The organism is Propionigenium maris DSM 9537 (assembly GCF_027925155.1).
GTDB classification, from domain to species: Bacteria; Fusobacteriota; Fusobacteriia; order Fusobacteriales; family Fusobacteriaceae; genus Propionigenium; species Propionigenium maris.
The window spans coordinates 56,579-80,764 of sequence record NZ_BSDY01000012.1 but is presented as its reverse complement, the minus strand read 5'-3'; the positions used below and the strand labels follow the sequence as shown (position 1 = coordinate 80,764).

The following is a 24,186-nucleotide window of genomic DNA, read 5'->3' as shown; positions in this document are numbered from 1 at the left end:
GAGGGAAGATGTTGAATAGAGATATTGAAAGGGCAATGACTATAAAACTTACAGGGGACGATATCCCTGCAGCAACTCCTAAATTTATAGAGGGACTCAGAAGAGCACCTAAGAGGGAACTTACCCTTACAAAGGATGAGATAGAGCTGGCGTTGAAAAATGCTCTTAGATATATTCCAGAGGAGTATCACGCAGAGCTGGCACCGGAATTTTTAGAGGAATTAAAAACCATGGGAAGGATCTATGGTTACAGATTCAGACCAGAGGGGAATATTGTAGGAAGGCCTATAGATGAGTATGAAGGGGCATGTACAGAGGGGAAGGCTATCCAGGTAATGATAGATAACAACCTGGACTTCGAGATAGCTCTATACCCCTATGAGCTTGTTACCTACGGGGAAACTGGACAGGTGTGCCAGAACTGGATGCAGTACAGACTCATAAAAAAATACCTTGAGGTAATAACTCCAGATCAGACCCTGGCTGTATCTTCAGGGCATCCAGTGGGAATATTTAAATCAAATCCTACGGCTCCAAGGGTAATAATAACCAACGCCCTTATGGTAGGGCTATTTGACGACCCTGAAAATTGGGCTAGAGCTGCAGCGCTGGGAGTTGCAAACTACGGTCAGATGACAGCTGGTGGATGGATGTATATAGGGCCTCAGGGAATAGTTCATGGAACATACTCAACTATCCTAAATGCAGGAAGGTTATTCTGCGGAGTTCCTCAAGATGGAGACCTAGCTGGCAAGCTATTTGTAACCTCTGGTCTTGGAGGAATGAGTGGAGCTCAGGGTAAGGCCTGCGTAATCGCCGGAGGAGCCTCTATAATAGCTGAGGTGGACTACTCGAGGATAGAAACAAGAAGAAGCCAGGGATGGGTAACCCATGTAACTGATAGTGCTGAGGAGGCCTTTGAGGTGGCTAAGGAGTCTATGGCAGCTAGTGAAGCCTGTGCAATAGCCTTCCACGGAAATATAGTGGATCTTCTGGAGTACGCAGTGGAGAAGGAGGAGAGGATAGATCTTCTTTCCGATCAGACATCCTGTCACGCTGTATATGAGGGAGGATACTGCCCACAGGGGTTAACCTTTGATGAGAGGACTGAACTTCTTGGAAGAGACAAGGAGGAGTTTAAGAAACTTGTAGACAGGAGCCTTGTGAGGCACTATGAGATGATAAAAGCTCTTACAGGCAGGGGGACATACTTCTTCGACTATGGAAATGCCTTCCTGAAGTCTGTATATGATGCAGGGGTAGTAGAGATATCTAAAAACGGAAGAAATGACAAGGATGGTTTCATCTATCCTTCCTATGTTGAGGACATCCTCGGACCGGAGTTGTTTGACTGGGGGTATGGACCATTTAGATGGGTGTGCCTAAGCGGTAAGAGGGAAGATCTTCTAAAGACAGATCAGGCAGCCCTTGAGCTTGTGGATCCAGAGAGAAGATACCAGGACAGGGATAACTATGTGTGGATAAGAGATGCAGATAAAAATGGCCTTGTGGTAGGAACTCAGGCAAGAATTTTCTACCAGGATGCCATGAGCAGAACCAACATAGCTCTTAAATTCAATGAGATGGTAAGACTGGGAGAGATAGGTCCTGTGATGCTTGGAAGAGATCACCACGATGTATCTGGAACGGACTCGCCATTCAGAGAGACATCCAATATCAAGGATGGAAGTAATATAATGGCAGATATGGCTACCCAGTGTTTTGCAGGGAATGCTGCCAGAGGGATGACTATGATAGCTCTTCACAATGGTGGAGGAGTAGGAATAGGTAAATCCATAAATGGTGGGTTTGGAATGGTGCTGGACGGAAGTAAGAGGGTGGATGAGATACTTCGTCAGTCTATGCCTTGGGATGTAATGGGAGGAGTAGCCAGACGTGCCTGGGCTAGAAATAAGAACTCCATAGAAACATCCATAGAGTATAACAACAATAACAGAGGGGATGATCATATTACCCTTCCATATATAGCAGATGAAGACCTGATAAAGAGTCTTGTGGAAAAGATGTAGAGATAAGTAAAAGACCTAGCCTATGGGTAGGTCTTTTCTAATGAAAAATTGTACTCATAGAAGCAGAGGGATTAAAAATACTCTTTCATATAAAGGGAAGGGGTGCAGAGGTTGTATATATAATTAGGTTTAGGTGATTAAGGAGGAAGGCAGATGGGGAAGATAGTGCAGTGTGTACCTAACTACAGCGAGGGAAGGGACCTGGCTAAGATAGAGAGGATAGTGGCTCCCTATAAGAGAAGGGAGGGGGTAAAGCTTCTCAGCTGTGAACCCGATCCAGACTACAACAGGACTGTAGTAACTGTAATAGGAGATCCTGAAGGGGTAGCGGAAGCTGTGATTGAATCTGCAGGAATAGCAGCAGAGCTCATAGATATGACTGCTCATAGGGGAGAGCACTCAAGGATGGGAGCAACAGATGTAGTTCCATTTATTCCCATAAAGGAGATGGGAATGGATGAGTGTGTGAAGCTGGCTCAGAGGGTGGGGGAAGCACTGGCCACCCAACACGGAATACCTGTTTTTCTCTATGAGGAGGCAGCTACCAAACCTGAAAGAACCAACCTTGCCAAGGTGAGAAAGGGTCAGTTTGAGGGGATGCCTGAAAAATTAAGGGATCCTCAGTGGCAACCAGACTATGGTAGGGCCGAGATCCATCCGAGGGCAGGGGTGACAGCTGTGGGAGCAAGGATGCCCCTTGTGGCCTATAACATCGACCTGGATACAAGCAATATCGAGATAGGAAAGAAGATAGCTGCTGCCATAAGACACTCTGGAGGGGGATTCAGGTATATAAAGGCTGGAGCAGTGGAGACCAAGGGGATAGTACAGGTAACTATGAATATAACCAACTATAAGAAGACATCGATCTACAGGGTATTTGAAACTGTAAAGATGGAAGCAAGGAGATACGGGGTAGGAGTGACGGGAAGTGAAGTTGTAGGTATGGTTCCCATGGAAGCTCTTATTGAAAGTGTTGAATACTATCTGGGGCTCTATGGCTTCTCCAAGGAGAAGGTGCTGGAGACTCACTTAATGGACTAAGACTTGAATTTGGAGGGTGGCTATGAAAGCAGATTTTATACTTAGAAATATAGGACAGTTAATTACAGTGGCAGGAAGTGACAAGCCCCGTGTAGGGAAGGAGATGAGCGAACTTGAGATCCTAGAGGATGCTTACCTGGCAGTAAGGGATGGAAGGATCCTCAAGGTAGCCAAGGGAGAACCTGGAGAGGATATCATAGGAGAGGGAACTGTGATAGAGGATGCAAGGGGACTCACAGTCTCCCCGGGACTTGTAGATCCCCATACCCACCTGGTACACGGAGGAAGCAGGGAAAATGAGTTTTCCCTGAAGCTAGAGGGGGTTCCCTATATAGATATATTAAAGCAGGGGGGAGGAATCCTCAGTACTGTGAGAGCTACTAAGGAGGCAACCCATGAGGAGCTCTACCACAAGGCTAAGAAGAGCCTGGATACTATGCTTGGTTTTGGAATGACAACTGTAGAGGCTAAGAGCGGATATGGTCTGGATCTGGAGACTGAGATAAAACAGATGGAGGTAGCTAAGAGGCTGGATGAGGAGCATCCAGTGGATATTGCTTCCACCTTCCTGGGAGCCCATGCTGTCCCAATGGAGTATAAGAGAAGATCCGATGAGTTTGTGGAGAAGGTAATAGAGATGCTACCGGTAGTGAAGGAGAGGGAGTTAGCTGAATTCTGTGACGTGTTCTGTGAGGAGGGAGTATTCTCTGTGGATCAGACCAGAAGAATCCTCCTGGAAGCTAAGAAGTTGGGGTATAAACTTAAGATACATGCAGATGAGATAGTATCCCTGGGGGGAGCTGAGCTTGCTGCAGAGGTTGGAGCAATATCGGGAGACCACCTAATGGCTGCCAGCGACAGGGGAATAGAGCTTATGGCCAGGGAGGGAGTGGTAGCTGATATCCTTCCAGGAACATCCTTTAACCTAGGAAAGGCCTATGCCCCTGCAAGAAAGATGATAGATATGGGGGTACCAGTGGCCCTTTCCACAGATTATAACCCGGGATCGTGTCCTACGGAAAATATGCAGTTTATAATGCAGCTGGGATCTCTGGGGCTCAGAATGACTCCAAAGGAGGTATTTACTGCAGTAACTATAAATGCAGCTCACTCCATAGGAAGAGCCCATGAGATAGGAAGCTTAGAGCCTGGAAAGAAGGCGGATTTTGTAGTCTTTGATGCACCTAATCTGGACTATATAATCTACCACTTTGGAATCAGCCATACCAAGGAAGTATATAAGGGTGGAAAGCTTGTATACTCCAATGGAAGAGTTTGTTACTAGAAGACAGGGGGGAAGAAATGAAGTTAGTAGAGAAGAGTGTAGTGGATTTTATAGATGAAGTGGATTCAGCATCACCAGCTCCAGGAGGGGGAAGTGTATCTGCCCTTGTGGGGTCTCTGGGGGCATCTCTTTCCAGAATGGTGGGACACCTCACGGTGAACAAGAAGAAGTTTAAGGGTTATTCGGAGGAGATTCAGTGGGACTTTATCCAGAGGTTTGAGGAGCTCTACAATATTAAGAGCGAGTTAAATGTACTGGTGGACAGGGATACTGAGGCCTTCAACTATGTAATGGCAGCCTTTAAGCTTCCAAAGGAAACGGAGGAGGAGAAGGCAGCTAGAAATGCAGCCATAGAGGAGGCGACCTATAAGGCAATAGACGTACCTATGGTGATAGGGGAGCTTTCCTACAGGGGGCTAGAGCTCATAGAGTACTTTGTGGAGTATGGGAATAAAAATGCCATAACAGATCTAGGTGTATCGGCTCTCCTTCTGGCAAGTGCTCTTGAGGGAGCTATATTGAATGTGAAGATAAACCTTCCGGGAATAAGCGATGAGGAGTATGTGGAGACAACTAAGAAAAAGTGTGTAGAGCTCCTAGAGGGAGGTCTGGAGATAAAGAAAAGGGTATTAGAGGGAGTGGAAACAAATCTCTAATTGCTATTTACTATCATAGGAGTAAAGTATAAGAGAAAAAGCCGTGAAGCTAACTTCACGGCTTTTTTATAAGTATTTTAAGAGTTAAGCAGTTTTAATCTCCGCCTTCTCTTCCTTAAAGGCTTCTTTACCATTTATAACTCTTTCTATAATTACTGCACAAGATGCATCTCCAAAGATATTTGTAGATGTTCTCATCATGTCGAAGAGTCTGTCTGCACCAAAGATAAGAGGCAGAGCTGTGATTGGAACACCAGCAGCCAGAAGAACTGCTACTACAAGGAGAGCAGGACCTGGAACACCAGCAGTACCTATTGCACCAAGAACAGATGTAAGGATGATTGCTGCATACTGTGCCATACCAAGCTCAATTCCATATATCTGAGCAAAGAACACTGTAGTCAGTGCATATAGCATAGCGTTACCATTCATGTTAACAGTAGCTCCCAGGGGAAGAACAAAGGATGTAGTGCTCTTACTTACACCTATCTCCTCACAACACTGCTTTGTTATAGGGAGAGTAGCCATGGAAGAAGCTGTAGAGAAAGCCAGCAGCTGTGCAGGGGCTAACTTTCTTATAAAGGTAATAGGGTTTACTCCTGCAAATACCTTAACAAGACCAGGGATCATAACAAAGTGGATTACTCCAAGAGTTCCAGTGAATACAAGGAATAACTTCAGTACAAGAAGAAGTACATCTATTCCAAATAGAGCAATGGAGTTAACCATTAGAGCAAATACTCCAAGAGGAGCAATTACAAGAACCTTTGTGATCATAAGGATGAGTACATCGTTAACGGTATCCAGTACATCCAGTACAGGTCTTTGCTTCTTGGCATCTAGAGCTGAAAGACAGATACCGAAGAAGAGTGCAAAGAAAAGGATCTGAAGGATATTACCACTTACCAGAGATTCAAAAGGATTCTTAGGTATTATCCCAAGGATAGTATCCCAGAATCCGGCGATATTACCAGCCTCAGCATAGGTAGATGAGTCTGTAAGAAGTGCCTGAGGAACCTCAACTCCCAGACCAGGTTTAAAGACATTACCGGCGATAAGACCTAAAACTACTGAGATTGCAGATGTCCCCAGGTAGTAGAAGATAGTAAGGAATCCTACCTTACCTGCTGATTTAGTTTCTCCCAGAGCTGCAGCTCCAGAGATGATACTGAAAAATACCAGTGGAATAACAAGCATCTTAATAAGTCCTATGAAGATATCTCCTATAGGTCCGAACATAACTCCCTTTTCTCCCAGGAAAGCTCCTGCTACGATACCCAGGACCATTGCAATGAGTATCCACGTACTGTTGTTTAACTTTTTCATACTAATAACCCCCTATAAATTTTAAAAAATAAAATAAAAAACAGGCATTCAAAATCAGGCTACCATCCTCTGGTGAGGGGTAACGGTGCCTAATTTTCAATGCCTGTTAAAACATCTAACCTACTGTCAACGATGAAGATCACCGAAGAGTTCAAAAAGCTATATTTACCAGCTATAAAAATTTTTTATTGAGTTTTAAAGGAATGCTGACTTCCACCACCTTCAGCTCGCTTTTGATTCCTATGGGAGCATAATAACACTTTTTTAATACATTTGTCAAGAAAAAATAGATGGAAGAGAATTGAAACGGTACTAAGTGGTTGTTAGTGGTATAAAAGTCCAATAAAAAATCCAGGAGAGCTACTCCCAGATTTTTTTTAGGTATTCATCTCTTCCAGAACGATTCCTGTAGTACTTATACTTAAGCTTATGGTTCTTGTAGTAGTCCTGGTGCTCTTCCTCAGCCCTATAAAATGTAGTTAGAGGAAGGATAGGTGTAACTATGGGATCCCCAAAGGTCCCCCTCTCCTCGTGATAGTTCTTTGACCTTTCTGCGGCTTCTCTCTCCAGATCGGAGGAATAGAAGATTGCTGTAGTATAGTGAAATCCCCTGTCTACAAACTGCCCTCCATTATCTGTGGGGTCGATCTGTTTCCAGAAGATCTCCAGGAGCTCCTCGTAGGAGATGATATCAGCGTCATAGGTAACTCTCACAGCTTCTCTGTGTCCTGTGCTCCCAGAAGATACCTCCTCATAGGTAGGGAACTCCTCTTCGCCCCCTGCAAAACCAGAAACAGCAGCCTCTACTCCAGGAGCACTCTCAAAGGGGGCTTCCATACACCAGAAGCATCCTCCTGCAAAGTAGGCTTCCTTCATATCCTGGGAGTAGGAAGGAGTGGAAAGAAGGGAAGTAAGGAGCAGAATAGTATATAGATATTTCATAAAAATCACCTCTTAACTATAGTATTAACCCTGAAAGATTAATATCTTCTAAATATTTTCCTTTTATAGGTTTAGAATTACAGGAAAGGTGGAGTATAATCTCTATCAAAGAAGCAGGGATAAGGGGATAAAATAACAGAAAGTTTTTTAGAAGTAATATCTAGGAAGTAATATCTAGGAGGTCATGAGATGGAAGTGAGTATCTACACGTGGAAGAGGGTTGGGTATATAGAGGAGAAGGTAGAGGAGCTTCAGAGGGAGTTTCCCAAACTTAAGATAAATGTCTTTGAGAGGGGAGAGACAAAGGATTACAGGGAATCGGAGTATATAGTGGCAGTGGACATGACCATGGAGGAGCTGGAGGAAGCCAAAAAACTTAAGGGTGTCTTTGTGCCCTATACGGGACTCAATGAGTTTCCAGTGGAGGAGATAAGAGAAAGAGGGATAGAGATAGAGGGGAGTCATGCCAAGGCAAAGTATGTGGCCGAAAAGGGCCTCAGTCTCCTGCTGGGGATAATGGGAAGGGTATGTGAATATGATGTGGATATGAGGAAGGGGATCTGGGGGCCTAGAAGCGGTGTAAGAAACCACTGGGAGAGCCTCCACAATAAGAGGATCGGTATGCTGGGAGCAGGACATATAGGCCAGGAGTTTATGAGGTTAACAGAGCCCTTTACCACCAACTTCGCTGTCCTGGACCGGGGAAAGAGGTATCCTGGGATAGATACCTACTATGGAGATTTAAGGGAGCTTGCTAAAAATGTGGATATTCTCTTTATGTCCCTGCCTTTAAATAAGAGCACAGTGGGGATGATAGATGAGGAGGTTCTGAGGGAGTTTGAGGGATATATAATCAATGTGGGAAGGGGAAGGACTATAGATGAAAGGGCTCTCTATGAGGCACTGAAGGAGGGAAGGATAAAGGGAGCGGGGATAGAGGTGTGGTATAACTATCCTAAGAATAAGGGGGAGGCAATGCCCTCGGAGTATCCCTTCCATGAACTGAAGAATATTGTTATGTCTCCCCATATAGCCACCAACAATATAGAGGACAGGTGGATATACTTTGAGGATGCCTTTAACAAGCTGAGGGAAGCTATAGCTAGAGATATAGGGTAGATAAGCTTAAAGATAAAAAAGCAGAGGGAACTTTCCTCTGCTTTTTTAGTTAAACCTTCTTGAAGAGGTCTAATCTCTGTACCTGAAGTGGTGGTTGATGAAGAGGTTGAGTTTGTCGGTAGAGACGTAGACCTCCCTCATACTCTTAAGCTCAATAGCCCCTACTACTCCTGTGCAGTAGCTCCCACAGTCGATGGAGATCTTCTGGCCGCTTACAAAATGGATCCTTCCGTCTAAGTTGGGAGTGTGCCCATAGACAACAACCTTATCTGTTTTATGAAGTTTGTTGTCGATGAACTTATCCCTTATCCAGGTCATCTCATAGGAGGTCTGCTCCTCTATGGATTTTTCCGGATCTATCCCCCCGTGAACGATGAAGTATCTTCCCAGATCCACGGCAATGGGCATCTCCTTCACGATGGAGAGGTGTCTCTCTAGTTCCGTGTAGTTGTTATCGTAGGACCTGATGGTCTCCCTGCCCCCATTTCTGTACCATGCAAAGATGTTTCCCTCCTCTATAGCTTTCACCATTAGGTCCTCGTGGTTTCCAAAGGTATGTATTATATTGAGTCCCCTCCTCTGGAGCTCTGCTATCTCCTCATAGATCTTAAAGCTATCGGCTCCCCTGTCGCATGAGTCCCCGGCTATTATGAGGAGGTCCTCTCTATCTAAATTTATCCTGTCTATAAGCTCTAAAAATAAGTTGTGGTATCCGTGGATATCGCTGGTTACCCATATCCTGTTGTAGTCCTCCATATTTAACCTCTCTATCTTCATAACACACCGCCTGTTTAATTGATTAGATAGTTATAGTATAGCTCAAAAATTATTAACCCCCTTTAAAAAGGAGATAATTTCAACGAGAAAGGAAGAAAAAGGTATTGATATAAGGCATTTATAATCATATAATCATTAGGGGGATATATATTTTTATTAAAGCAGGTGATGGAATGATACTTATGATAGATAACTACGACTCATTTACCTATAATCTGGTGCAATACCTGAATGGATTAGATGAGAGGGTAGTGGTAAAGAGAAATGATGAGATAGGATTGGATGAGATAGAGGAGATGTCTCCTCAGATGATAGTCATCTCACCGGGACCATGTACTCCAGATGATGCCGGGGTAAGTCTGGAAGTGATAAGAAGGTTTACAGGGAAGATACCCATCCTGGGGATCTGTCTGGGGCATCAGTCCCTGGCCCAGGTATTTGGGGGGAAGGTTGTGAAGGCGGCGGAGCCGGTACACGGAAAGGTCCACCCTATAAAGCACACCGATACCGGGGTTTTCAGGGGCCTCAATAACCCTCTCAAGGTAACAAGGTACCACTCCCTGGTTGTGGAGAGGGAAACCCTTCCAGAGGAGCTTATAGTAACAGCTGAGACCATGGAGGGGGAGATAATGGGACTGAGACACAGAGACTACCTTCTAGAGGGAGTACAGTTTCACCCAGAGGCTATCCTCACTGAGCAGGGAATGGAGCTGCTAAACAACTTCTTAATAGAGGCAAGGGAGTGGAATGATGCTAAGGGAAATTAATACTGAATTAGATGCACTGGAAATATTAAAGAGGCTTCAGGGGGAGAGATACCCCAATATCTTAGAGAGCCAGAAGGACCCAGAGAGGCTGGGGAAGTACTCCTTTATAATGGCAGATCCCTTTCTTGTGGTGAAGGCCAAGGGAGAGATGATAACCATAGAGGAGAGGGGAGATATAAGAGAGTTAACAGGAAATCCCCTGGATATTCTTCAGGAGCTCATGGATAAGTATAAGTTTGACAACGATACCCACCTTCCATTTATAGGGGGAGCAGTGGGGTACCTGGGATACGATCTCTGCCACCATGTGGAGAAGCTACCCAATACCGTGGTAGACGATGTAGATATACCAGATATGTTCTTCGGTTTCTATGACGGGATAGTGGCTGTGGATCACATGGAGGGGAGGAAGTATATTGCTGCTCTGGGAGTAGAGGGAGAACCTATAGAGAGAATAGAGTGGCTGGAGGCTAAACTTGAAGGAAAGGAAGTTCCTTTAGATAAAGTATATCCGGATAAGGATGTGGAGTTCCACTGCAATATGAACAAGGACTACTACCTGGATTCCATCCAGAGGGTAAAGGACTATATCTACAGCGGAGATATCTATCAGATAAACTTTACCCAGAGGTTTCAGTGTGAGCTGAATAAGAGCCCCATGGAGCTCTATGAGAGGCTTAGAGAGACAAATCCTGCGCCTTTTGCCAGCTATATGAACTTCGGTGAGGGAGAGATAGTGAGCTGCTCTCCAGAGAGGTTTATAAGCCTGAGGGACGGCATCCTTGAAACCAGACCTATAAAGGGAACCATAGCCAGGGGGGGAACCCCTGAGGAGGACAGAAGAAATAGGGAAACTCTTATTAATAGTGAGAAGGACAGATCGGAGCTTCTTATGATCGTGGATCTGGAAAGAAATGATCTGGGAAGGGTATCCCAGGTGGGAAGTGTAGAGGTGACCGAATTATTTCATATAGAGGAGTATGCAACGGTGTTTCAGCAGGTATCCACTGTGAGATCTAAGATCAGGGAGGATGTGGGGCTGGCAGAGCTTCTCAAGGCCACCTTCCCAGGAGGATCCATAACGGGAGCTCCCAAGATAAGAGCCATGGAGGTAATAGATGAACTGGAGCCTACCTCCCGTAATATCTATACAGGTTCCATTGGCTATCTAGGATTTGACGGAAGCCTGGATCTGAATATCGTTATAAGAACGGTTGTCTGCAAAGATGAAATGGCATACTTCCAGGTAGGGGGAGGAATCGTATGGGATTCAGACCCAGAGAGTGAGTATGAGGAGAGTGTATTAAAGGGAAGGGCCTTAAAGGAAGCCCTGGCTTGGAGGAAGTAAGTTGAACTATGTAAATGGAAAGTTTGTAGTGGAGCCCTTCTCAGAGGGGCAGCTGTATGGAATGGGGGTATTTGAGACTATTCTTGTGGAGGATGGGAAGGGAGAGTACCTTCAGGAGCACTTTGAAAGGCTTGTAGAGGGAGCTAAGGTACTGGATATCAACTTCAATATGTCCTATATCTCCTTTCAAAAGCATATAAATAAGTTTATAGAGAGAAGTTCCAAGGGAAGGTATGCTATGAGGGTAAGTGTGGCTAAGAAGGCCTACACCTATGACTTCATGATAAATGAGAGAAGGGTTCCCTATACCCAGGAGGACTATGGAAGGGGATTTAAGGTAAGGGTGGGAGAACTTCTTAAGAACCCTACCTCGCCCCTGACCTATATAAAGTCCATCTGCTATACAGATAACCTTCTTTCCCTGAAGAAAGCAAGGATAGAGGGATATGATGAGGTTCTTCACCTGAACTACAAGGGAGAGGTGTGTGAGGGGGCTATAAGCAACATATTCTTTGTAAGGGATGGTGTAGTAAGGACTCCCCATACCTCCTGTGGCATCCTTAAAGGGATAATGAGGGAAAAGATTATGGAGAGGCTGAGGGGCCTTGGAATTGAGGTAGAGGAGGGATCCTACTCCCTGGAGGAGGTCCTGGGAGCCCAGGAGATCTTTGTAACTAACTCCCTAATGGGGCTTATGCCTGTGACCGAGATAGAGGGGAAGAGAAAGAATAGCCGAAGCATCTATGAGCTAATAGGTAGAAATATTTAAGAGATAAAAGAAAAGGTGAAGATAGAATTAGAGGAGAGCCTGTGCTCTCCTCTAATTTTTATATTTTTTTAAATCGTTGTTTATCCTCTTCATATCCCTATCTGTGAGGGATATCTTCTCCCCCTTGTTGAGAAACTCGATGACCTCAGCTGTGATATCTGTACCTCCGTAGAAGGTAGTTCCCTTGTGGAAGACAATATCGAAGCCCATCTCCCTTCCCACAACTACAGTGGCAGTAACGATATCGCTGTTTAATTGAAACATATAGTCGTTGTAGAGCTTGTTTAGGCTTGTATCAAACTCCCTGTACTTTTTCTCTATGGTGCTCTTGAGGCTGTTTAGCTGCTCTGCTTCCTCTTGGGTAGGTTTCTCTCCCTTTTGTACCAGCGCCAGCTCCTTCTTTAATATAGCTTCTTTTTGCAGGTTGAGCTTTTCGTCATACTCCTTTTTTTGAGTATCTAATTTCTCCTCTAGCTCTCCCCTCTTAGTATATTGCTCCAGAACCATCCCCATATCCACCACAGCAATGTTCTGAGTATTTATTACCTCACCAAAGGTCAAGGTAGAAAGCGTAATTAATAGTAATAATGTTTTCTTCAAGTGAATCCCCTCCTTAATATGAGTATGATAGAACAGAAAGGTAAAAAAATCAAGATAATAAAAGGGAGCCCTTAGGGCTCCCTGATTTGAAAGGAGATTTTAGCCAAACATATTCATAAAGAAAGTGATTACACTTGCGTTGGCAAAATCTATGAAGAGGCTTCCTACTAGGGGAAGGATGAAGAATGCTCTCGGTGCAAAGGTATACTTCTCAGAAAGTGCACCCATGTTAGCCATAGCATTTGGTGTAGCTCCCATACCGAATCCACAGTGTCCGCAAGACATTACAGCAGCTTCGTAGTCCTTACCCATAATGTTAAATGTAATGAAGTATGCAAATGCTCCCATTAGAAGTCCCTGAGCTAGAAGCATAACTACAAGAGGTCCAGCAAGGCTAGCAAGCTGCCATAACTTTAACCCCATTAGAGCTAACGACAGGAACAGTGAAAGGGAGATATCTCCGAAGATAGCAATCTCTCTTGATTTTAAGTCGAATAACTTTGCATCAGCAAGGTTTCTCATGATCGCAGCGGCAAACATTGCTCCGATATATACTGGGAATGTCATACCTGTAAGGGTAAGAAGCTTAGAAATAAGAGTTCCTGCACCCATTGCAATGATGATCTGGAATGCAGCCCAAGTAAGTCTGTCCTCATCCAGAGTCTTTACCTCGTGGATATCCTGAGTTTCCTCCATCTCAACCTCTCTGATACCGTCAAGGGTTTCCATAAGTCCGTTTTTCTTGATAAGAGTCTGTCCGATAGGTCCTCCGATCATAGAACCAAAGATAAGACCGAATGTAGCAGCAGCCATGGCTACAGTTGTAGCTCCAGTAGCTCCAGCCTGCTCAAATAGAGGAGCGAATGCACCAGATGTACCGTGTCCTCCAGTCATAGGTGTAGAACCTGTAGCAAGACCGATCAGCGGGTTAAGTCCAAACACCTTAGCAAGGGATACTCCCACAACATTTTGAAGTACAACAAGGATAAGAGCCAGTACAAGGAAGATTCCAACCTGCATTCCACCCTTCTTAAGAAGCTTTAAACTAGCTGTAAATCCAACAGTTGTAAAGAACGCCACCATAAGGACTGTTTTAAGTCCAAAATCCATATTTAGCTCGAAAGCCCCACTAACGTATCCAGCCAGAGTAAGGAAGGCAAACAGTACCCCACCAATTACCGGAGCAGGAATACAAAACTTCTCAAGAATATTAACTTTTTGTTTGAGAACTCTTCCAACGATAAGCAGAACAACAGCCAGAGCCAGTGTCTGTAGTAAATTTAATTCAATAACCATTTTTAAAATCACACCCTTTTAATATAATATTTACATGACCTATTTGTATATGGAAAGTATAGGGGCCATGTTACAGGAAACTACATCAAGTTACATAAGCAATGTATATATAATATCTATGGAGGTATTTATAAAAGTGATGATTTGTAATTGGACATTGTAAAATAAAGAGTTTTCTCCATTGGAGGTGGAAATAAAAAAGACCACTCTTTACAAAAAATAGTCTTTTTGTAACAAAACGGTCTTTTAAGTTCTATAAATGAAGTTCAAGTATGGATACCAATCCCTCTATGAATTTTTTCACACTTACCTTTCCTCCCTTGGAGGAATTTTTAGATTTGAGATCCATCTCCTTTCTCACCTCTGTGATATCGAAGAGGGTATTATTGTATTCGGTAAATATAGGATCATAGTAATCATCTACTCCCCTCTCTGCAATATGCTGCAGTGCTTTCTGGATAAGCCTTCTGATCCTCTGCTCCACACTTCTGGCATTGATATTGGTGGAAACCTCGGTATAGATATTCTTCAGGGTATATTTTTTCCCCCTGAGGTTTAGGATGTTTATAACCACTTCCTTAAGCTCCTTCTTTCCAGCTTCCCCCACTACTCCCAGATCGGTCATAATCTTTTCCAGCTGCTCATTTACCCTGAGCATACTGTTTTCCCTGGGGTTATGAGCTTCCTTAGCCAGAGAAGTAAGTCCCGTAAGGGTATTCTGTATGAGGGAGAGGGAGTTCTCTAGGTCGATGGTCTTACAGGCATTTTCCAGTACCTTCTGAACCTCTATATAGTTTATAGGCTTTGAGAGGTAGAACATAGCTCCGCTCTCATAGGCCTTCCCCTTCATCTTGGGATCATCCACATGGGAGAGCATGATGAACTTCCCCTTGAACCCTTGGGCAACTATCTTCTCCATGGTCCTGGAACCATCCAGGTTGGGCATGAGGTAGTCCACAATAATAATGTCGGGGTTGTAGAAGCTCCACTTCTTAACTCCCTCTAGGCCATCCTCAGCTTCTCCCACTACAATACCAATGTTTTCTTCCTCTATTATATTGGCAAGCATCATTCTTATACTGTCATCGTCATCTATCAGGTAAAACTTTTTCATAAAACACTCCTATCTATAAACTCTCCAGGGGAATAGTTACGATAAACTTGGTTCCCTTGGTAAGAATACTTTCTACTTTAATATTTCCGTCTATTGTTTCCAGGATATTTTCCACATGGGAGAGCCCCAGCCCCGTATTCATCTCCCCAGTTTCCTTATTGTACTTTGTTGTAAAGCCGGCCTTAAATAGGAGAGGAATATTTTTTTCAGAGATTCCCCTTCCATTATCTTCCACCTCTACAAAGAGAGATCTTTCATCGGCCCTAAACCTCACCTCTACCCATCCCTTTTTACCCAGAGCCTCAATGGCATTTATAACCAGGTTGTTGATTATGATAAATAGCTTGTGATAATCCCTTACAGATGTATCCAGTTTATTTACCATACTGAAGTCGATCTCCTTTCCAACTGACTCTATATAGCTTCTTGTGTTGGCAGAGATAATCTCACACAATTTGGACAGGGGGAGGGAATTCTCCCTCTTGAAGTTTGACAGGTTTCTTTCCATACCACTGATTATCCTCATATAATCCTTCTTTATCTCGTGTACATCTCTTGCAATCTCCAAAGCCTCCTCCTTGACCCTTGCAGTTTCATTGGAATCCAGGTAGAGCTTATGGGCTCTCTGCATAACGTCCTCGATATCCACAGTGGACTTCTTCAGATAGAATAACTCCGCCTCTAGGGATGAAACCAGAAGGTTCAGGGAGATATATTTTTTCTGATGAAGGTCATCGGCCATAATCATCATCCTATACTTATAGATGAGGTAGATTATAAATGCTGCCACCACCCTTGTGAGGGACACCAGGAGGATATACTTTATATTTTGAGGAGTTATCTCTCCCCTTAAGCTTAGCTCCATAGTATTGGAAAGGGTATCAGCTGCAAAAAGAAGTATAATCTTCTGAGAGAGCCCCCTATTCTGGAACTTTGAGAGGGCTGTTACAGAGAGGTAGACCATATAGTAAAACAGTATAGGGTATCCCTCCGTAAAGGCTTCCCCAAAGGAAAGGTGTCCAAAGAGCCTGTAGTAGAGTATCCTTTCTGTGAAGATGGCCAGTGCCGATAGGGGAATCAACTTCTTGTAGAACCCTCCCCCCTCTACTAGAAGGATGAAGTGAAGAACAACGATCCCTATGGAAACTCTGGTTCGGATATTCACAGGGTAAAAAAATAACTCACTGAATATAAGTATACTTATTAGGTATATGGGAAGTTTAAATTTTTTCTTCAATCTATCACCTGCTTTGTTGATTTAGTTCTATAATTAGTCATTATAACTGCAAAAAAAACATTTAGCAATAAAAAAAGCTGAAACCTAAGTTTCAGCCTAGAATCTCTAGTAGATAAGCTCGATGAGGGAGACAGCGGCCACTACCTGAACCACACCTATAGCGAGACCATATTTGATGGCCTTTGGTCCCTGACTAAACAGTGTTGACAGCTTAACCCTCATACCGATACCTGCAAGGGCTATAATCTCAAACTTAGAACTTATAAGGTGGAAGGTATGGGATACACTTTCAGGGAAGAGTCCTACAGTATTCATGAAAGTAAAGATAAAGAATCCCTTAATATACCACGGTATATTTAGTTTTTTAGTCTTTTTACTCTGAGCTTCCTTGAGGGAGATCTCATTTGTCTCTACCTCTATCTCGGTCTCTACCTCTCTCACGGTCTCTACCTCTCTCAGGTTGTCGGAGGTGGTCCTTCTTCCTAGGTACGCTACAACACCTACAATAAAGATTATTCTTACGATCTTGAAGATGGTTGAAAGCTCTAATATCTCATTGTTCATAAGCTGACCGGCACCAATAACCTGACCTACTGATTGAAGGATTCCCCCAATAAGAGCTGATGTCATGGTAGTATCCCCATGGAAAATTACTCTTGAGATAATGGGAAGAAGAAACATAAGAAGGGTACCCACAAGGTTTACTATGGTGATGGAGATACCCAGATCGTTTCTTTCGGGTTTTACCACCGGAGCCACAGCAGCAATGGCTGATGAACCGCATACAGCATTACCACTTCCCATAAGGTAGGTAAACTTTTTTGTAAAGTTCATCTTTCTTCCTATGTATAGGGCAGCTGCAATGGTGATACACATCTGAATAACTATAAAGGAGAGCCCTTTTACTCCTACATTTAATACATTCCATATGCTCAGGGTACCTCCAAGTAGAACTATTGAGTAGGAGAGAAGGTTTGATTCTGAGAATGCAGACCCCTCAGCAAATATCTCACTCTTAGCCAGAGTGTTTCCAACTACTATTCCCAGGATTATGGCAAAGCTGGCTCCTCCAAACTTAGGGAAGTATCCTCCAAGTACAGTTCCTATATAGGCAATCAGGGAACACATAATGAATCCCGGAATTATTTTTTTCATCTTCATATCTTAATTCCTCCTTAAATTTATTATAGATATATTTTAAGGTATAAGTTATAATAAGTTAAATACTAATATTTTATAATTATAATAGGTTATCACCTATATATTGGAGGCGTATTATGACCTTAAGAAAATTGGAGATATACTATACAGTAGCTGAAAAGCTCAGTATGACAGTGGCAGCTAAGGAGCTCTATATAAGCCAGCCATCTATAAGCCAGGTTATAAAGGAGCTGGAGGATGACATGGAGGTAAAGCTCTTTCAGAGGATAGGAAGGAAACTATACCTCACAGAGGAGGGAAGGGTATTTAAGGGGTATGCTCTCAGGATGTTAAACCTCTACAGGGAATCCCAGGAAGTAATAAGAGATATGAGGGAGCTGAAGAAGGGAAGTATAAAGGTGGGGGCCAGCACAACAATAGGAACTTATCTTCTTCCAGATATAGTAGCGGACTTTAAGAGGAAGCACCCCCATGTGGATATAGATCTTTTTATAGATAATACCCACATAATCTCAACGGAGCTTCTGAAAAACCATGTGGACATAGCCTTTGTAGAGGGGCCTGTATATGAGGAGGAGATAGAGAAGAGAAAGATGTGGGATGACAAGATGGTATTTATCTCTTCGCCTGAAAGTAAGTGGGGAGAGCAGATAGATAAAGAGGAGATAAACCGCAACACCCTCATCCTAAGAGAGAAGGGAAGCGGAAGCAGGGAGGTCTATGAGAACTTTATGGGAAAGGAGAGGCGAAGGGATACCTTTGTCTTTGGAAGTACAGAAGCTATAAAGCGGGCAGTAAAAAAGGGAATAGGGGTAGCCTGCGTTTCAGCTATGTCAATAAGGGATGAGGTAGCCAGAGGAGAGCTTAGGATAAGTGAAGTAGAGGGGATAGAGATAAAGAGGGATCTGAACCTTATCTACCATAAGGATAAGGAGTTTTCAGGGCTTATAGAGGCATTCCTGGAGTTTTCCGGAAGTTATATAGAAAAAAAAGGAGCTCAGTAGAGCTCCTTTTTATAGTTTAGAAAGGGAAACTATCCTCTGTACTTAATAGTAAGTCCCTTAAGGAAGTTTCTTATATATCTGTCGCCACAGCTCTTGTAGTTTCTGTGACCTTTTTGTCTGAAGATGGCAGAAAGCTCAGAAGATGAAACCCTCTTATCAGCTAATCTCATGATCTCTAGCACCTCTTCCCCTCTAAGAGCAAGAGCTATTCTTAGCTTCTTGAAGATCACATTGTTGCTAAGAACTTCCTTCTTAGGAGCTGGCTGACCTGGTCTAGGTTCCTGCTTCCCTCTCTTATAGGTAATGAACCCGTCTAGGAAAAGTTCCATCATGTCATTTGTGCACTGGATGTAACCCTCCTCCTCTTCCTTCTTAAGGATTCCTTTTAACTCCTCAGATGTAAGAGTGTAACCTGAGATCTTAAAGATCTCGATCATAGTTCTATCATTCATATTAAGGGCATACCTTAATCTTCTAAGAACATCATTATTATTCATTCTTTCTCTCATTAATTTCCTCCAAAGTTTTAATAACTATTCCTCTAATCATAACATAATAACCATATATTTACAACTAAGATAATCTTCCAGGATGATGAGGGGCAGCTTTCAGAAAAAACCATATAACGGGATATCAATCATTGATGGTGTGAATGTAAAAGTTGATTAATTTAACTTTTGTGAATGTTTTGTATGGAATTAATATACCCCATATAGATAATAAATTTTCTGCATATAAAAAATTAATAATTGTTGCAAGAAAATAAAAAAAGAGTATAATTCTGATATAGAAAACGAGTGAATGTATTTTAAGAGTACAAATAGTATTCATATATAACAAGGAGGCTACTAGAAATCATGGAAAAGAATGGTAAGAAAGTTGTAATTGGAGTAATAGGATCTGACTGTCACGCAGTTGGAAACAAGATCATCAATCACGTTCTTGAAACAATGGGGTTTGAAGTAATCAATATTGGAGTACTTTCTCCACAGGAAGACTTCATCAACGCAGCAGTTGAGACTAACGCAGATGCAATCATCGTATCTTCTCTATATGGACACGGAGAGCTAGACTGTCAGGGACTAAGAGAAAAGTGTGAGGAAGCAGGACTTAAGGACATCACACTATACGTTGGAGGAAACATCGTAGTAGGAAAGCAGATCTGGGAAGATGTAGAGAAGAGATTCAAGAACATGGGATTCGACAGAGTATACAAGCCAGGAACACCAATTGAAATCACAGCGGGTCACTTAAAAGAGGACTTAGGAATAGCATAACGATATTACAGGTAATGTAAAGAGAGATGATTAAATATGAAGGTTTATCTTACAATTGATTTTGGAAGTACATACACAAAATTAACAGCAATAGATCTTGAAAATGAAGAGATCCTAGCTACATCTAAAGCCATAACAACTATTGAAGATGACATTATGACAGGTTTTAACAACGCTTTTGTTGGTCTTGAAGAGGAGATCAGCAGCAAGACAGACCTGGAGAAGGTAGAGTTTGTAAGGAAGGTTGCCTGCTCATCTGCAGCTGGAGGACTTAAGATGGTTGCCATCGGACTGGTACCAGATCTTACAGCAGACGCAGCAAAGAAAGCAGCTCTTGGAGCTGGAGCAAGGGTAATGAAAACCTACTCCTTTGAACTAAACCACAGAGAGATGCAGGAGATAAAGGATTCTCCACTGGATATCATCCTTCTAGCAGGGGGAACAGACGGAGGAAACAAGAACTGTATCATCCATAATGCCAAGCTTATAGCAGAGTTTAAGCTGGATGTTCCGGTGGTTGTAGCTGGAAATAAGGCAGCGATAGATGAGATAGAAGAGATCTTTAAGGAAGCAAATATAGACTACTATATAGCCGACAATGTAATGCCTAAACTTAACAAGCTGGATGTAGAGCCTTCCAGAGAAGCTATCAGAAAAGTATTTATGAATAAGATAGTGGAGGCTAAGGGTCTGGGGAATGCTGAAGAGTTTGTTAGCGGAATATTGATGCCTACTCCTGCAGCGGTGCTAAAGGCGGCCGAGGTACTTGCCGACGGAAGCGACGATGAAGAGGGATTAGGAGACCTTATAGTAGTAGATATTGGGGGAGCTACCACAGATATACACTCCATAGCAAATGGACACCCAACTCAGGCAGGTGTAATGCCTAAGGGACTGGAGGATCCATATGCCAAGAGAACCGTAGAAGGGGACCTTGGAATGAGATACTCAGCGCTGGCATTATTGGAGGCAGCGGGAACCAAGAAGATAAGGGAATATCTGGGAGATGCTGATAAGGAAGTAGATGTAAAGGATCATTGTAACTATAGACACGATCATATAAAGATGGTACCGCAAACAGAGGACGAGATTAAGTTTGATGAAGCAATGGCGATGGCAGCTACAGAGATAGCTATGGCGAGACACTGCGGAACACTGGAAAGCGTATTCACTCCTCTAGGAGCTATGTACTATCAGATAGGAAAGGATCTTATTAATACTCCATATGTAATAGGAACTGGTGGTGTAATTATTCACAGTGAGAATCCACACAGAATACTTGCATCAGGAAACTTTAATGCCAATGAACCGGTACACCTAAGACCGAGAAATCCAAGGTTTTTAGTAGACCGAACATATATATTGTCAGCTATGGGGCTTTTAGCTCAGGAGCTGCCAGACGTAGCAGTAAGAATAATGAAAAAATACCTAATTGAAGAATAAATTATAAAACTATCAGAGAAAATTATTTAAAAGATAACAGGAGGATAACATATAATGAATCTTAAGTTTAGAAAGTGGACAGAGGAAGAGTTCCTTAGAGAAAGAGAGGAAGTGCTTAGACAGTGGCACACAGGAAAAGAGATCAACTTTGAGGAGTCTATTGAGTACCTTAAGAACCTTCCAGATCACAAGAACTTTGCAAAGAAGCTAATCGACGCTAAGGAGAGAGGAATCACTCTAGCTCAGCCAAGAGCAGGAGTAGCACTTATAGATGAGCACATCGAGCTTCTTAACTTCCTAGATCAAAAAGGTGGAGCAGACCTTCTTCCATCAACAATCGATTCATACACTAGACAGAACAAGTATGAAGAGTGTGAAAGAGGAATCAAGGAATCTAAGAAGGCAGGAAGATCTCTTCTTAACGGATTCCCAGGTCTAAACCACGGAGTAAAGGGTTGTAGAGAGGTAGTAGAGGCAGTAAACCTTCCACTACAGCTTAGACACGGAACTCCAGATGCAAGACTACTTTCTGAGATCATGACAGCAGCAGGATTCACTTCAAACGAGGGAGGAGGAATCTCTTATAACATTCCTTACGCTAAATCAGTTTCTCTTGAGAAGACAATCAAAGACTGGCAGTATGTAGACAGACTAGTTGGATGGTATGAGGAGCAGGGGATTTCTCTTAACAGAGAGCCGTTCGGACCACTTACTGGAACTCTAGTACCACCTTCAATGTCAAACGTAGTTCAGATCCTTGAGTGTCTAATGGCAGCAGAGCAGGGAGTAAGAAACATCACACTTGGATACGGACAGTGTGGAAACCTTATACAGGACGTGGCAGCAGTAAGAGCAATGCAGGAGCAAGCTGAAGAGTACTGTGCACAGATGGGATACGATAAGGTAGAGATCACTACTGTATTCCACCAGTGGATGGGTGGATTCCCTGAGGATGAAGCTAAGGCATTCGGTGTAATCTCAAACGGAGCATCTGCAGCAGCACTAGCTGGAGCAACTAAGGTAATCGTTAAGACTCCTCACGAGGCAATCGGAATCCCTACAAAGGAAGCTAACGCAGAGGGAATCAAGACAACTAAGATGGTACTAAACCTTCTAGAGGGACAGAAGCTTGCTGACTCAGATGAGCTAAACGCTGAGATCGCTCAGATCAAATTAGAAGTTAAGTGTCTAATGGATAAGGTAGCAGAGCTAGGAGACGGAGACCTTGCTGTAGGTACAGTTAAGGCATTCGAGCAGGGAGTACTAGATATCCCATTCGCACCTTCTATGTTCAACGCAGGAAAGATGCTTCCAGCAAGAGACAACACTGGAAAGATCAGATACCTAGAGGTAGGAAACCTTCCATTCTCTGACGAGATCAAGGAGTTCAACAGAGCTGCACTTCAGGAAAGAGCAGACTTCGAAGGAAGAGAGATCGGATTCCAAATGTCAGTAGACGATATCTTTGCTGTAGGAAAAGGAAAGCTTATCGGAAGACCAGAAGGAAAATAGTAAATATTGATATAAATCAGGGAGCCTTGAGGGGCTCCCATCAAAATACAAAAATTCACTAAAATATGGTTATTAATTAATTTAAATTTGAGGGGGACTCAGAATGAGAATAGTAGATGTAGTATGCGCAGAAGGAAGAACAGGATTTTACTTTGATGATCAAAGAGCAATCAAAGCAGGAGCTGGAAACGACGGATTCACTTACACAGGAGAGGCTAAAACAGAAGGATTCACTTCAATCAGACAAGCAGGAGAGTCTATCTCAGTAATGCTTGTACTAGAAGACGGTCAGGTAGCATTTGGAGACTGTGCTGCAGTACAGTACTCTGGTGCAGGTGGAAGAGACCCATTATTCCTAGCTAAGGACTTTATCCCAGTAATCGAGAAGGAGATCGCTCCAAAGCTAATCGGAAGAGAGTTAGATTCATTCAAAGCTCTTGCAGATGAGTTTGATGCACTACAGGTAAACGGTAAGAGACTACACACTGCAATCAGATACGGAATCACTCAGTCGTTACTAGACGCAGTAGCTAAGGCTAAGAAAGTAACTATGGCTGAAGTAATCAAGGAAGAGTACAACACTGGACTTGAAGTAACTAAGAGACCTATCTTCACTCAGTCTGGAGACGACAGAAAGAACAACTCAGATAAGATGATCATAAAGGGTGCAGATGTAATGCCACACGCACTAATTAACCACGTTGAGACTAAGCTTGGTAAGGACGGATCTATCCTTAAGGAATACATAGAGTGGCTAAGAGACAGAGTAATCGCTCTAAGAACAGATGAGAACTACTCACCAATCTTCCACATCGACGTATACGGAACTATCGGACTTGCATTTGATCAGGACATCAACAAGCAAGCTGACTACATCGCAACTCTAGAGGAAGCAGCTAAGCCATTCGCTCTAAGAATCGAAGGACCAATGGACGTAGAGGACAGAGATAAGCAGGTTGAGGCTCTTGCAGCACTTACTGCTGAAATCGACAGAAGAGGAATCAATGTTGAGCTAGTTGCAGACGAGTGGTGTAACACACTAGAGGATATTAAGTTATTCGCTGACAAGAAAGCTGGACACGTAGTACAGATCAAAACTCCAGACCTAGGAGGAGTAAACAACACAGCTGAGGCTATCCTTTACTGTAACGAAAAGGGAATCGGATCATACTCAGGTGGAACTTGTAACGAAACAAACAGATCAGCAGAAGTAACTACTAACATAGCTATGGCTTGTGGAGCACTTCAGGTTCTTGCTAAGCCAGGAATGGGTGTTGACGAAGGATTCATGATCGTAAACAACGAGATGAACAGAGTTATGGCACTTGTAAACAGAAGAAAATAATTTTGACTTCGGAAAAAGGTAGTTCATAGCGACTACCTTTTTCGTAATTTTAAATAAAGTTTAAAAAGAGCGGACACAGAGAATAAATTTATGCTAAACTTTTAGAAAAGTTTACAGAAGAGGTGAAGGAAGAG

At 43.0% G+C, this 24,186-nt stretch carries 22 protein-coding genes; 13 read left to right on the top strand and 9 right to left on the bottom strand.

Going from position 1 to position 24,186, the window contains the following annotated elements; all coding sequences use genetic code 11:
• Nucleotides 1-8: 8 nt before the first annotated feature.
• The 4 genes from hutU to QMG11_RS12965 all read left to right on the top strand — a co-directional run bounded on the left by hutU (nucleotide 9) and on the right by QMG11_RS12965 (nucleotide 5,015).
• Nucleotides 9-2,030: a urocanate hydratase gene (gene hutU / locus QMG11_RS12980; protein WP_281836506.1), complete on the top strand. Its 2,022-nt coding sequence runs from the start codon at nucleotides 9-11 to the stop codon at nucleotides 2,028-2,030.
• 153 nt (nucleotides 2,031-2,183) lie between these two features.
• Complete coding sequence (gene ftcD, locus QMG11_RS12975; RefSeq protein WP_281836505.1) at nucleotides 2,184-3,074, top strand: glutamate formimidoyltransferase; 891 nt, start codon at nucleotides 2,184-2,186, stop codon at nucleotides 3,072-3,074.
• 22 nt (nucleotides 3,075-3,096) lie between these two features.
• Nucleotides 3,097-4,359, top strand: coding sequence for an imidazolonepropionase (hutI, locus tag QMG11_RS12970; protein ID WP_281836504.1), 1,263 nt, complete (start codon nucleotides 3,097-3,099; stop codon nucleotides 4,357-4,359).
• Nucleotides 4,360-4,376: 17 nt separating this feature from the next.
• A complete protein-coding gene (locus QMG11_RS12965) occupies nucleotides 4,377-5,015 on the top strand; it encodes a cyclodeaminase/cyclohydrolase family protein (RefSeq protein WP_281836503.1) in 639 nt (212 codons plus the stop codon).
• An 84-nt stretch (nucleotides 5,016-5,099) separates the two neighbouring features.
• On the opposite strand, the gene QMG11_RS12960 is transcribed toward QMG11_RS12965, so the two are convergent.
• Nucleotides 5,100-6,341: a dicarboxylate/amino acid:cation symporter gene (locus QMG11_RS12960; RefSeq protein WP_281836502.1), complete on the bottom strand. Its 1,242-nt coding sequence runs from the start codon at nucleotides 6,339-6,341 to the stop codon at nucleotides 5,100-5,102.
• A gap of 360 nt (nucleotides 6,342-6,701) precedes the next feature.
• The gene (gene msrA, locus QMG11_RS12955; RefSeq protein WP_281836501.1) at nucleotides 6,702-7,283 is read right to left on the bottom strand and encodes a peptide-methionine (S)-S-oxide reductase MsrA; all 582 of its coding nucleotides are present in this window, start codon (nucleotides 7,281-7,283) and stop codon (nucleotides 6,702-6,704) included.
• A gap of 189 nt (nucleotides 7,284-7,472) precedes the next feature.
• Between msrA and QMG11_RS12950 the strand changes: the two genes are divergently transcribed.
• On the top strand, nucleotides 7,473-8,402 hold the full coding sequence (locus QMG11_RS12950) for an NAD(P)-dependent oxidoreductase (RefSeq protein WP_281836500.1): 930 nt from the start codon (nucleotides 7,473-7,475) through the stop codon (nucleotides 8,400-8,402).
• A gap of 69 nt (nucleotides 8,403-8,471) precedes the next feature.
• Here QMG11_RS12950 and QMG11_RS12945 read toward each other — a convergent pair whose 3' ends face one another.
• Entirely contained in the window at nucleotides 8,472-9,179 is a 708-nt protein-coding gene (locus QMG11_RS12945) for a metallophosphoesterase (protein ID WP_281836499.1), read from the bottom strand.
• A 173-nt stretch (nucleotides 9,180-9,352) separates the two neighbouring features.
• Between QMG11_RS12945 and QMG11_RS12940 the strand changes: the two genes are divergently transcribed.
• Genes QMG11_RS12940 through QMG11_RS12930 form a run of 3 tightly spaced genes read left to right on the top strand, consistent with a single transcriptional unit; the run spans nucleotide 9,353 to nucleotide 12,063 of the window.
• Nucleotides 9,353-9,946, top strand: a complete 594-nt coding sequence (locus QMG11_RS12940; RefSeq protein WP_281836498.1) for an anthranilate synthase component II — start codon at nucleotides 9,353-9,355, stop codon at nucleotides 9,944-9,946.
• The gene (gene pabB / locus QMG11_RS12935) at nucleotides 9,930-11,294 is read left to right on the top strand and encodes an aminodeoxychorismate synthase component I (protein ID WP_281836497.1); all 1,365 of its coding nucleotides are present in this window, start codon (nucleotides 9,930-9,932) and stop codon (nucleotides 11,292-11,294) included. Before QMG11_RS12940 ends, pabB begins: the two co-directional genes overlap by 17 nt.
• Before the next feature lies 1 nt (nucleotide 11,295).
• The gene (locus QMG11_RS12930) at nucleotides 11,296-12,063 is read left to right on the top strand and encodes an aminotransferase class IV (protein WP_281836495.1); all 768 of its coding nucleotides are present in this window, start codon (nucleotides 11,296-11,298) and stop codon (nucleotides 12,061-12,063) included.
• Nucleotides 12,064-12,114: 51 nt separating this feature from the next.
• On the opposite strand, the gene QMG11_RS12925 is transcribed toward QMG11_RS12930, so the two are convergent.
• The 5 genes from QMG11_RS12925 to QMG11_RS12905 all read right to left on the bottom strand — a co-directional run bounded on the left by QMG11_RS12925 (nucleotide 12,115) and on the right by QMG11_RS12905 (nucleotide 17,471).
• Entirely contained in the window at nucleotides 12,115-12,663 is a 549-nt protein-coding gene (locus QMG11_RS12925) for an OmpH/Skp family outer membrane protein (protein ID WP_281836493.1), read from the bottom strand.
• 99 nt (nucleotides 12,664-12,762) lie between these two features.
• On the bottom strand, nucleotides 12,763-13,959 hold the full coding sequence (gltS, locus tag QMG11_RS12920) for a sodium/glutamate symporter (RefSeq protein ID WP_281836491.1): 1,197 nt from the start codon (nucleotides 13,957-13,959) through the stop codon (nucleotides 12,763-12,765).
• 253 nt (nucleotides 13,960-14,212) lie between these two features.
• Nucleotides 14,213-15,073: a response regulator gene (locus QMG11_RS12915; RefSeq protein ID WP_281836489.1), complete on the bottom strand. Its 861-nt coding sequence runs from the start codon at nucleotides 15,071-15,073 to the stop codon at nucleotides 14,213-14,215.
• 13 nt (nucleotides 15,074-15,086) lie between these two features.
• On the bottom strand, nucleotides 15,087-16,310 hold the full coding sequence (locus QMG11_RS12910) for a sensor histidine kinase (RefSeq protein ID WP_281836488.1): 1,224 nt from the start codon (nucleotides 16,308-16,310) through the stop codon (nucleotides 15,087-15,089).
• 105 nt (nucleotides 16,311-16,415) lie between these two features.
• Complete coding sequence (locus tag QMG11_RS12905; RefSeq protein WP_281836486.1) at nucleotides 16,416-17,471, bottom strand: YeiH family protein; 1,056 nt, start codon at nucleotides 17,469-17,471, stop codon at nucleotides 16,416-16,418.
• A gap of 116 nt (nucleotides 17,472-17,587) precedes the next feature.
• Between QMG11_RS12905 and QMG11_RS12900 the strand changes: the two genes are divergently transcribed.
• Nucleotides 17,588-18,475, top strand: coding sequence for a LysR family transcriptional regulator (locus QMG11_RS12900; protein WP_281836484.1), 888 nt, complete (start codon nucleotides 17,588-17,590; stop codon nucleotides 18,473-18,475).
• Between the two features lie 29 nt (nucleotides 18,476-18,504).
• On the opposite strand, the gene QMG11_RS12895 is transcribed toward QMG11_RS12900, so the two are convergent.
• Nucleotides 18,505-18,972 carry a YehS family protein gene (locus tag QMG11_RS12895; RefSeq protein WP_281836532.1) on the bottom strand — a complete coding sequence of 156 codons (468 nt, stop codon included), beginning with the start codon at nucleotides 18,970-18,972 and terminating at the stop codon, nucleotides 18,505-18,507.
• 360 nt (nucleotides 18,973-19,332) lie between these two features.
• On the opposite strand from QMG11_RS12895, the gene glmS reads away from it, so the two are divergent.
• The 4 genes from glmS to QMG11_RS12875 all read left to right on the top strand — a co-directional run bounded on the left by glmS (nucleotide 19,333) and on the right by QMG11_RS12875 (nucleotide 24,052).
• A complete protein-coding gene (gene glmS, locus QMG11_RS12890) occupies nucleotides 19,333-19,752 on the top strand; it encodes a methylaspartate mutase subunit S (protein ID WP_281836482.1) in 420 nt (139 codons plus the stop codon).
• Between the two features lie 36 nt (nucleotides 19,753-19,788).
• Nucleotides 19,789-21,195 (top strand): methylaspartate mutase accessory protein GlmL, encoded by a 1,407-nt coding sequence (gene glmL, locus QMG11_RS12885; RefSeq protein WP_281836481.1) that lies wholly within the window; start codon nucleotides 19,789-19,791, stop codon nucleotides 21,193-21,195.
• A gap of 54 nt (nucleotides 21,196-21,249) precedes the next feature.
• Nucleotides 21,250-22,707, top strand: coding sequence for a methylaspartate mutase subunit E (locus tag QMG11_RS12880; protein WP_281836480.1), 1,458 nt, complete (start codon nucleotides 21,250-21,252; stop codon nucleotides 22,705-22,707).
• 103 nt (nucleotides 22,708-22,810) lie between these two features.
• Nucleotides 22,811-24,052, top strand: a complete 1,242-nt coding sequence (locus QMG11_RS12875; RefSeq protein ID WP_281836478.1) for a methylaspartate ammonia-lyase — start codon at nucleotides 22,811-22,813, stop codon at nucleotides 24,050-24,052.
• The last annotated feature ends 134 nt before the right edge of the window (nucleotides 24,053-24,186 follow it).

Bases quoted from the DNA above. Each gene is read 5' to 3' on its own strand.
- hutU (WP_281836506.1), top strand. From the start codon at position 9: ATGTTGAATAGAGATATTGAAAGGGCAATGACTATAAAACTTACAGGG.
- ftcD (WP_281836505.1), top strand. From the start codon at position 2,184: ATGGGGAAGATAGTGCAGTGTGTACCTAACTACAGCGAGGGAAGGGAC.
- hutI (WP_281836504.1), top strand. From the start codon at position 3,097: ATGAAAGCAGATTTTATACTTAGAAATATAGGACAGTTAATTACAGTG.
- QMG11_RS12965 (WP_281836503.1), top strand. From the start codon at position 4,377: ATGAAGTTAGTAGAGAAGAGTGTAGTGGATTTTATAGATGAAGTGGAT.
- QMG11_RS12960 (WP_281836502.1), bottom strand. From the start codon at position 6,341: ATGAAAAAGTTAAACAACAGTACGTGGATACTCATTGCAATGGTCCTG.
- msrA (WP_281836501.1), bottom strand. From the start codon at position 7,283: ATGAAATATCTATATACTATTCTGCTCCTTACTTCCCTTCTTTCCACT.
- QMG11_RS12950 (WP_281836500.1), top strand. From the start codon at position 7,473: ATGGAAGTGAGTATCTACACGTGGAAGAGGGTTGGGTATATAGAGGAG.
- QMG11_RS12945 (WP_281836499.1), bottom strand. From the start codon at position 9,179: ATGAAGATAGAGAGGTTAAATATGGAGGACTACAACAGGATATGGGTA.
- QMG11_RS12940 (WP_281836498.1), top strand. From the start codon at position 9,353: ATGATACTTATGATAGATAACTACGACTCATTTACCTATAATCTGGTG.
- pabB (WP_281836497.1), top strand. From the start codon at position 9,930: ATGCTAAGGGAAATTAATACTGAATTAGATGCACTGGAAATATTAAAG.
- gltS (WP_281836491.1), bottom strand. From the start codon at position 13,959: ATGGTTATTGAATTAAATTTACTACAGACACTGGCTCTGGCTGTTGTT.
- QMG11_RS12915 (WP_281836489.1), bottom strand. From the start codon at position 15,073: ATGAAAAAGTTTTACCTGATAGATGACGATGACAGTATAAGAATGATG.
- QMG11_RS12905 (WP_281836486.1), bottom strand. From the start codon at position 17,471: ATGAAGATGAAAAAAATAATTCCGGGATTCATTATGTGTTCCCTGATT.
- QMG11_RS12900 (WP_281836484.1), top strand. From the start codon at position 17,588: ATGACCTTAAGAAAATTGGAGATATACTATACAGTAGCTGAAAAGCTC.
- QMG11_RS12895 (WP_281836532.1), bottom strand. From the start codon at position 18,972: ATGAATAATAATGATGTTCTTAGAAGATTAAGGTATGCCCTTAATATG.
- glmS (WP_281836482.1), top strand. From the start codon at position 19,333: ATGGAAAAGAATGGTAAGAAAGTTGTAATTGGAGTAATAGGATCTGAC.
- glmL (WP_281836481.1), top strand. From the start codon at position 19,789: ATGAAGGTTTATCTTACAATTGATTTTGGAAGTACATACACAAAATTA.
- QMG11_RS12880 (WP_281836480.1), top strand. From the start codon at position 21,250: ATGAATCTTAAGTTTAGAAAGTGGACAGAGGAAGAGTTCCTTAGAGAA.
- QMG11_RS12875 (WP_281836478.1), top strand. From the start codon at position 22,811: ATGAGAATAGTAGATGTAGTATGCGCAGAAGGAAGAACAGGATTTTAC.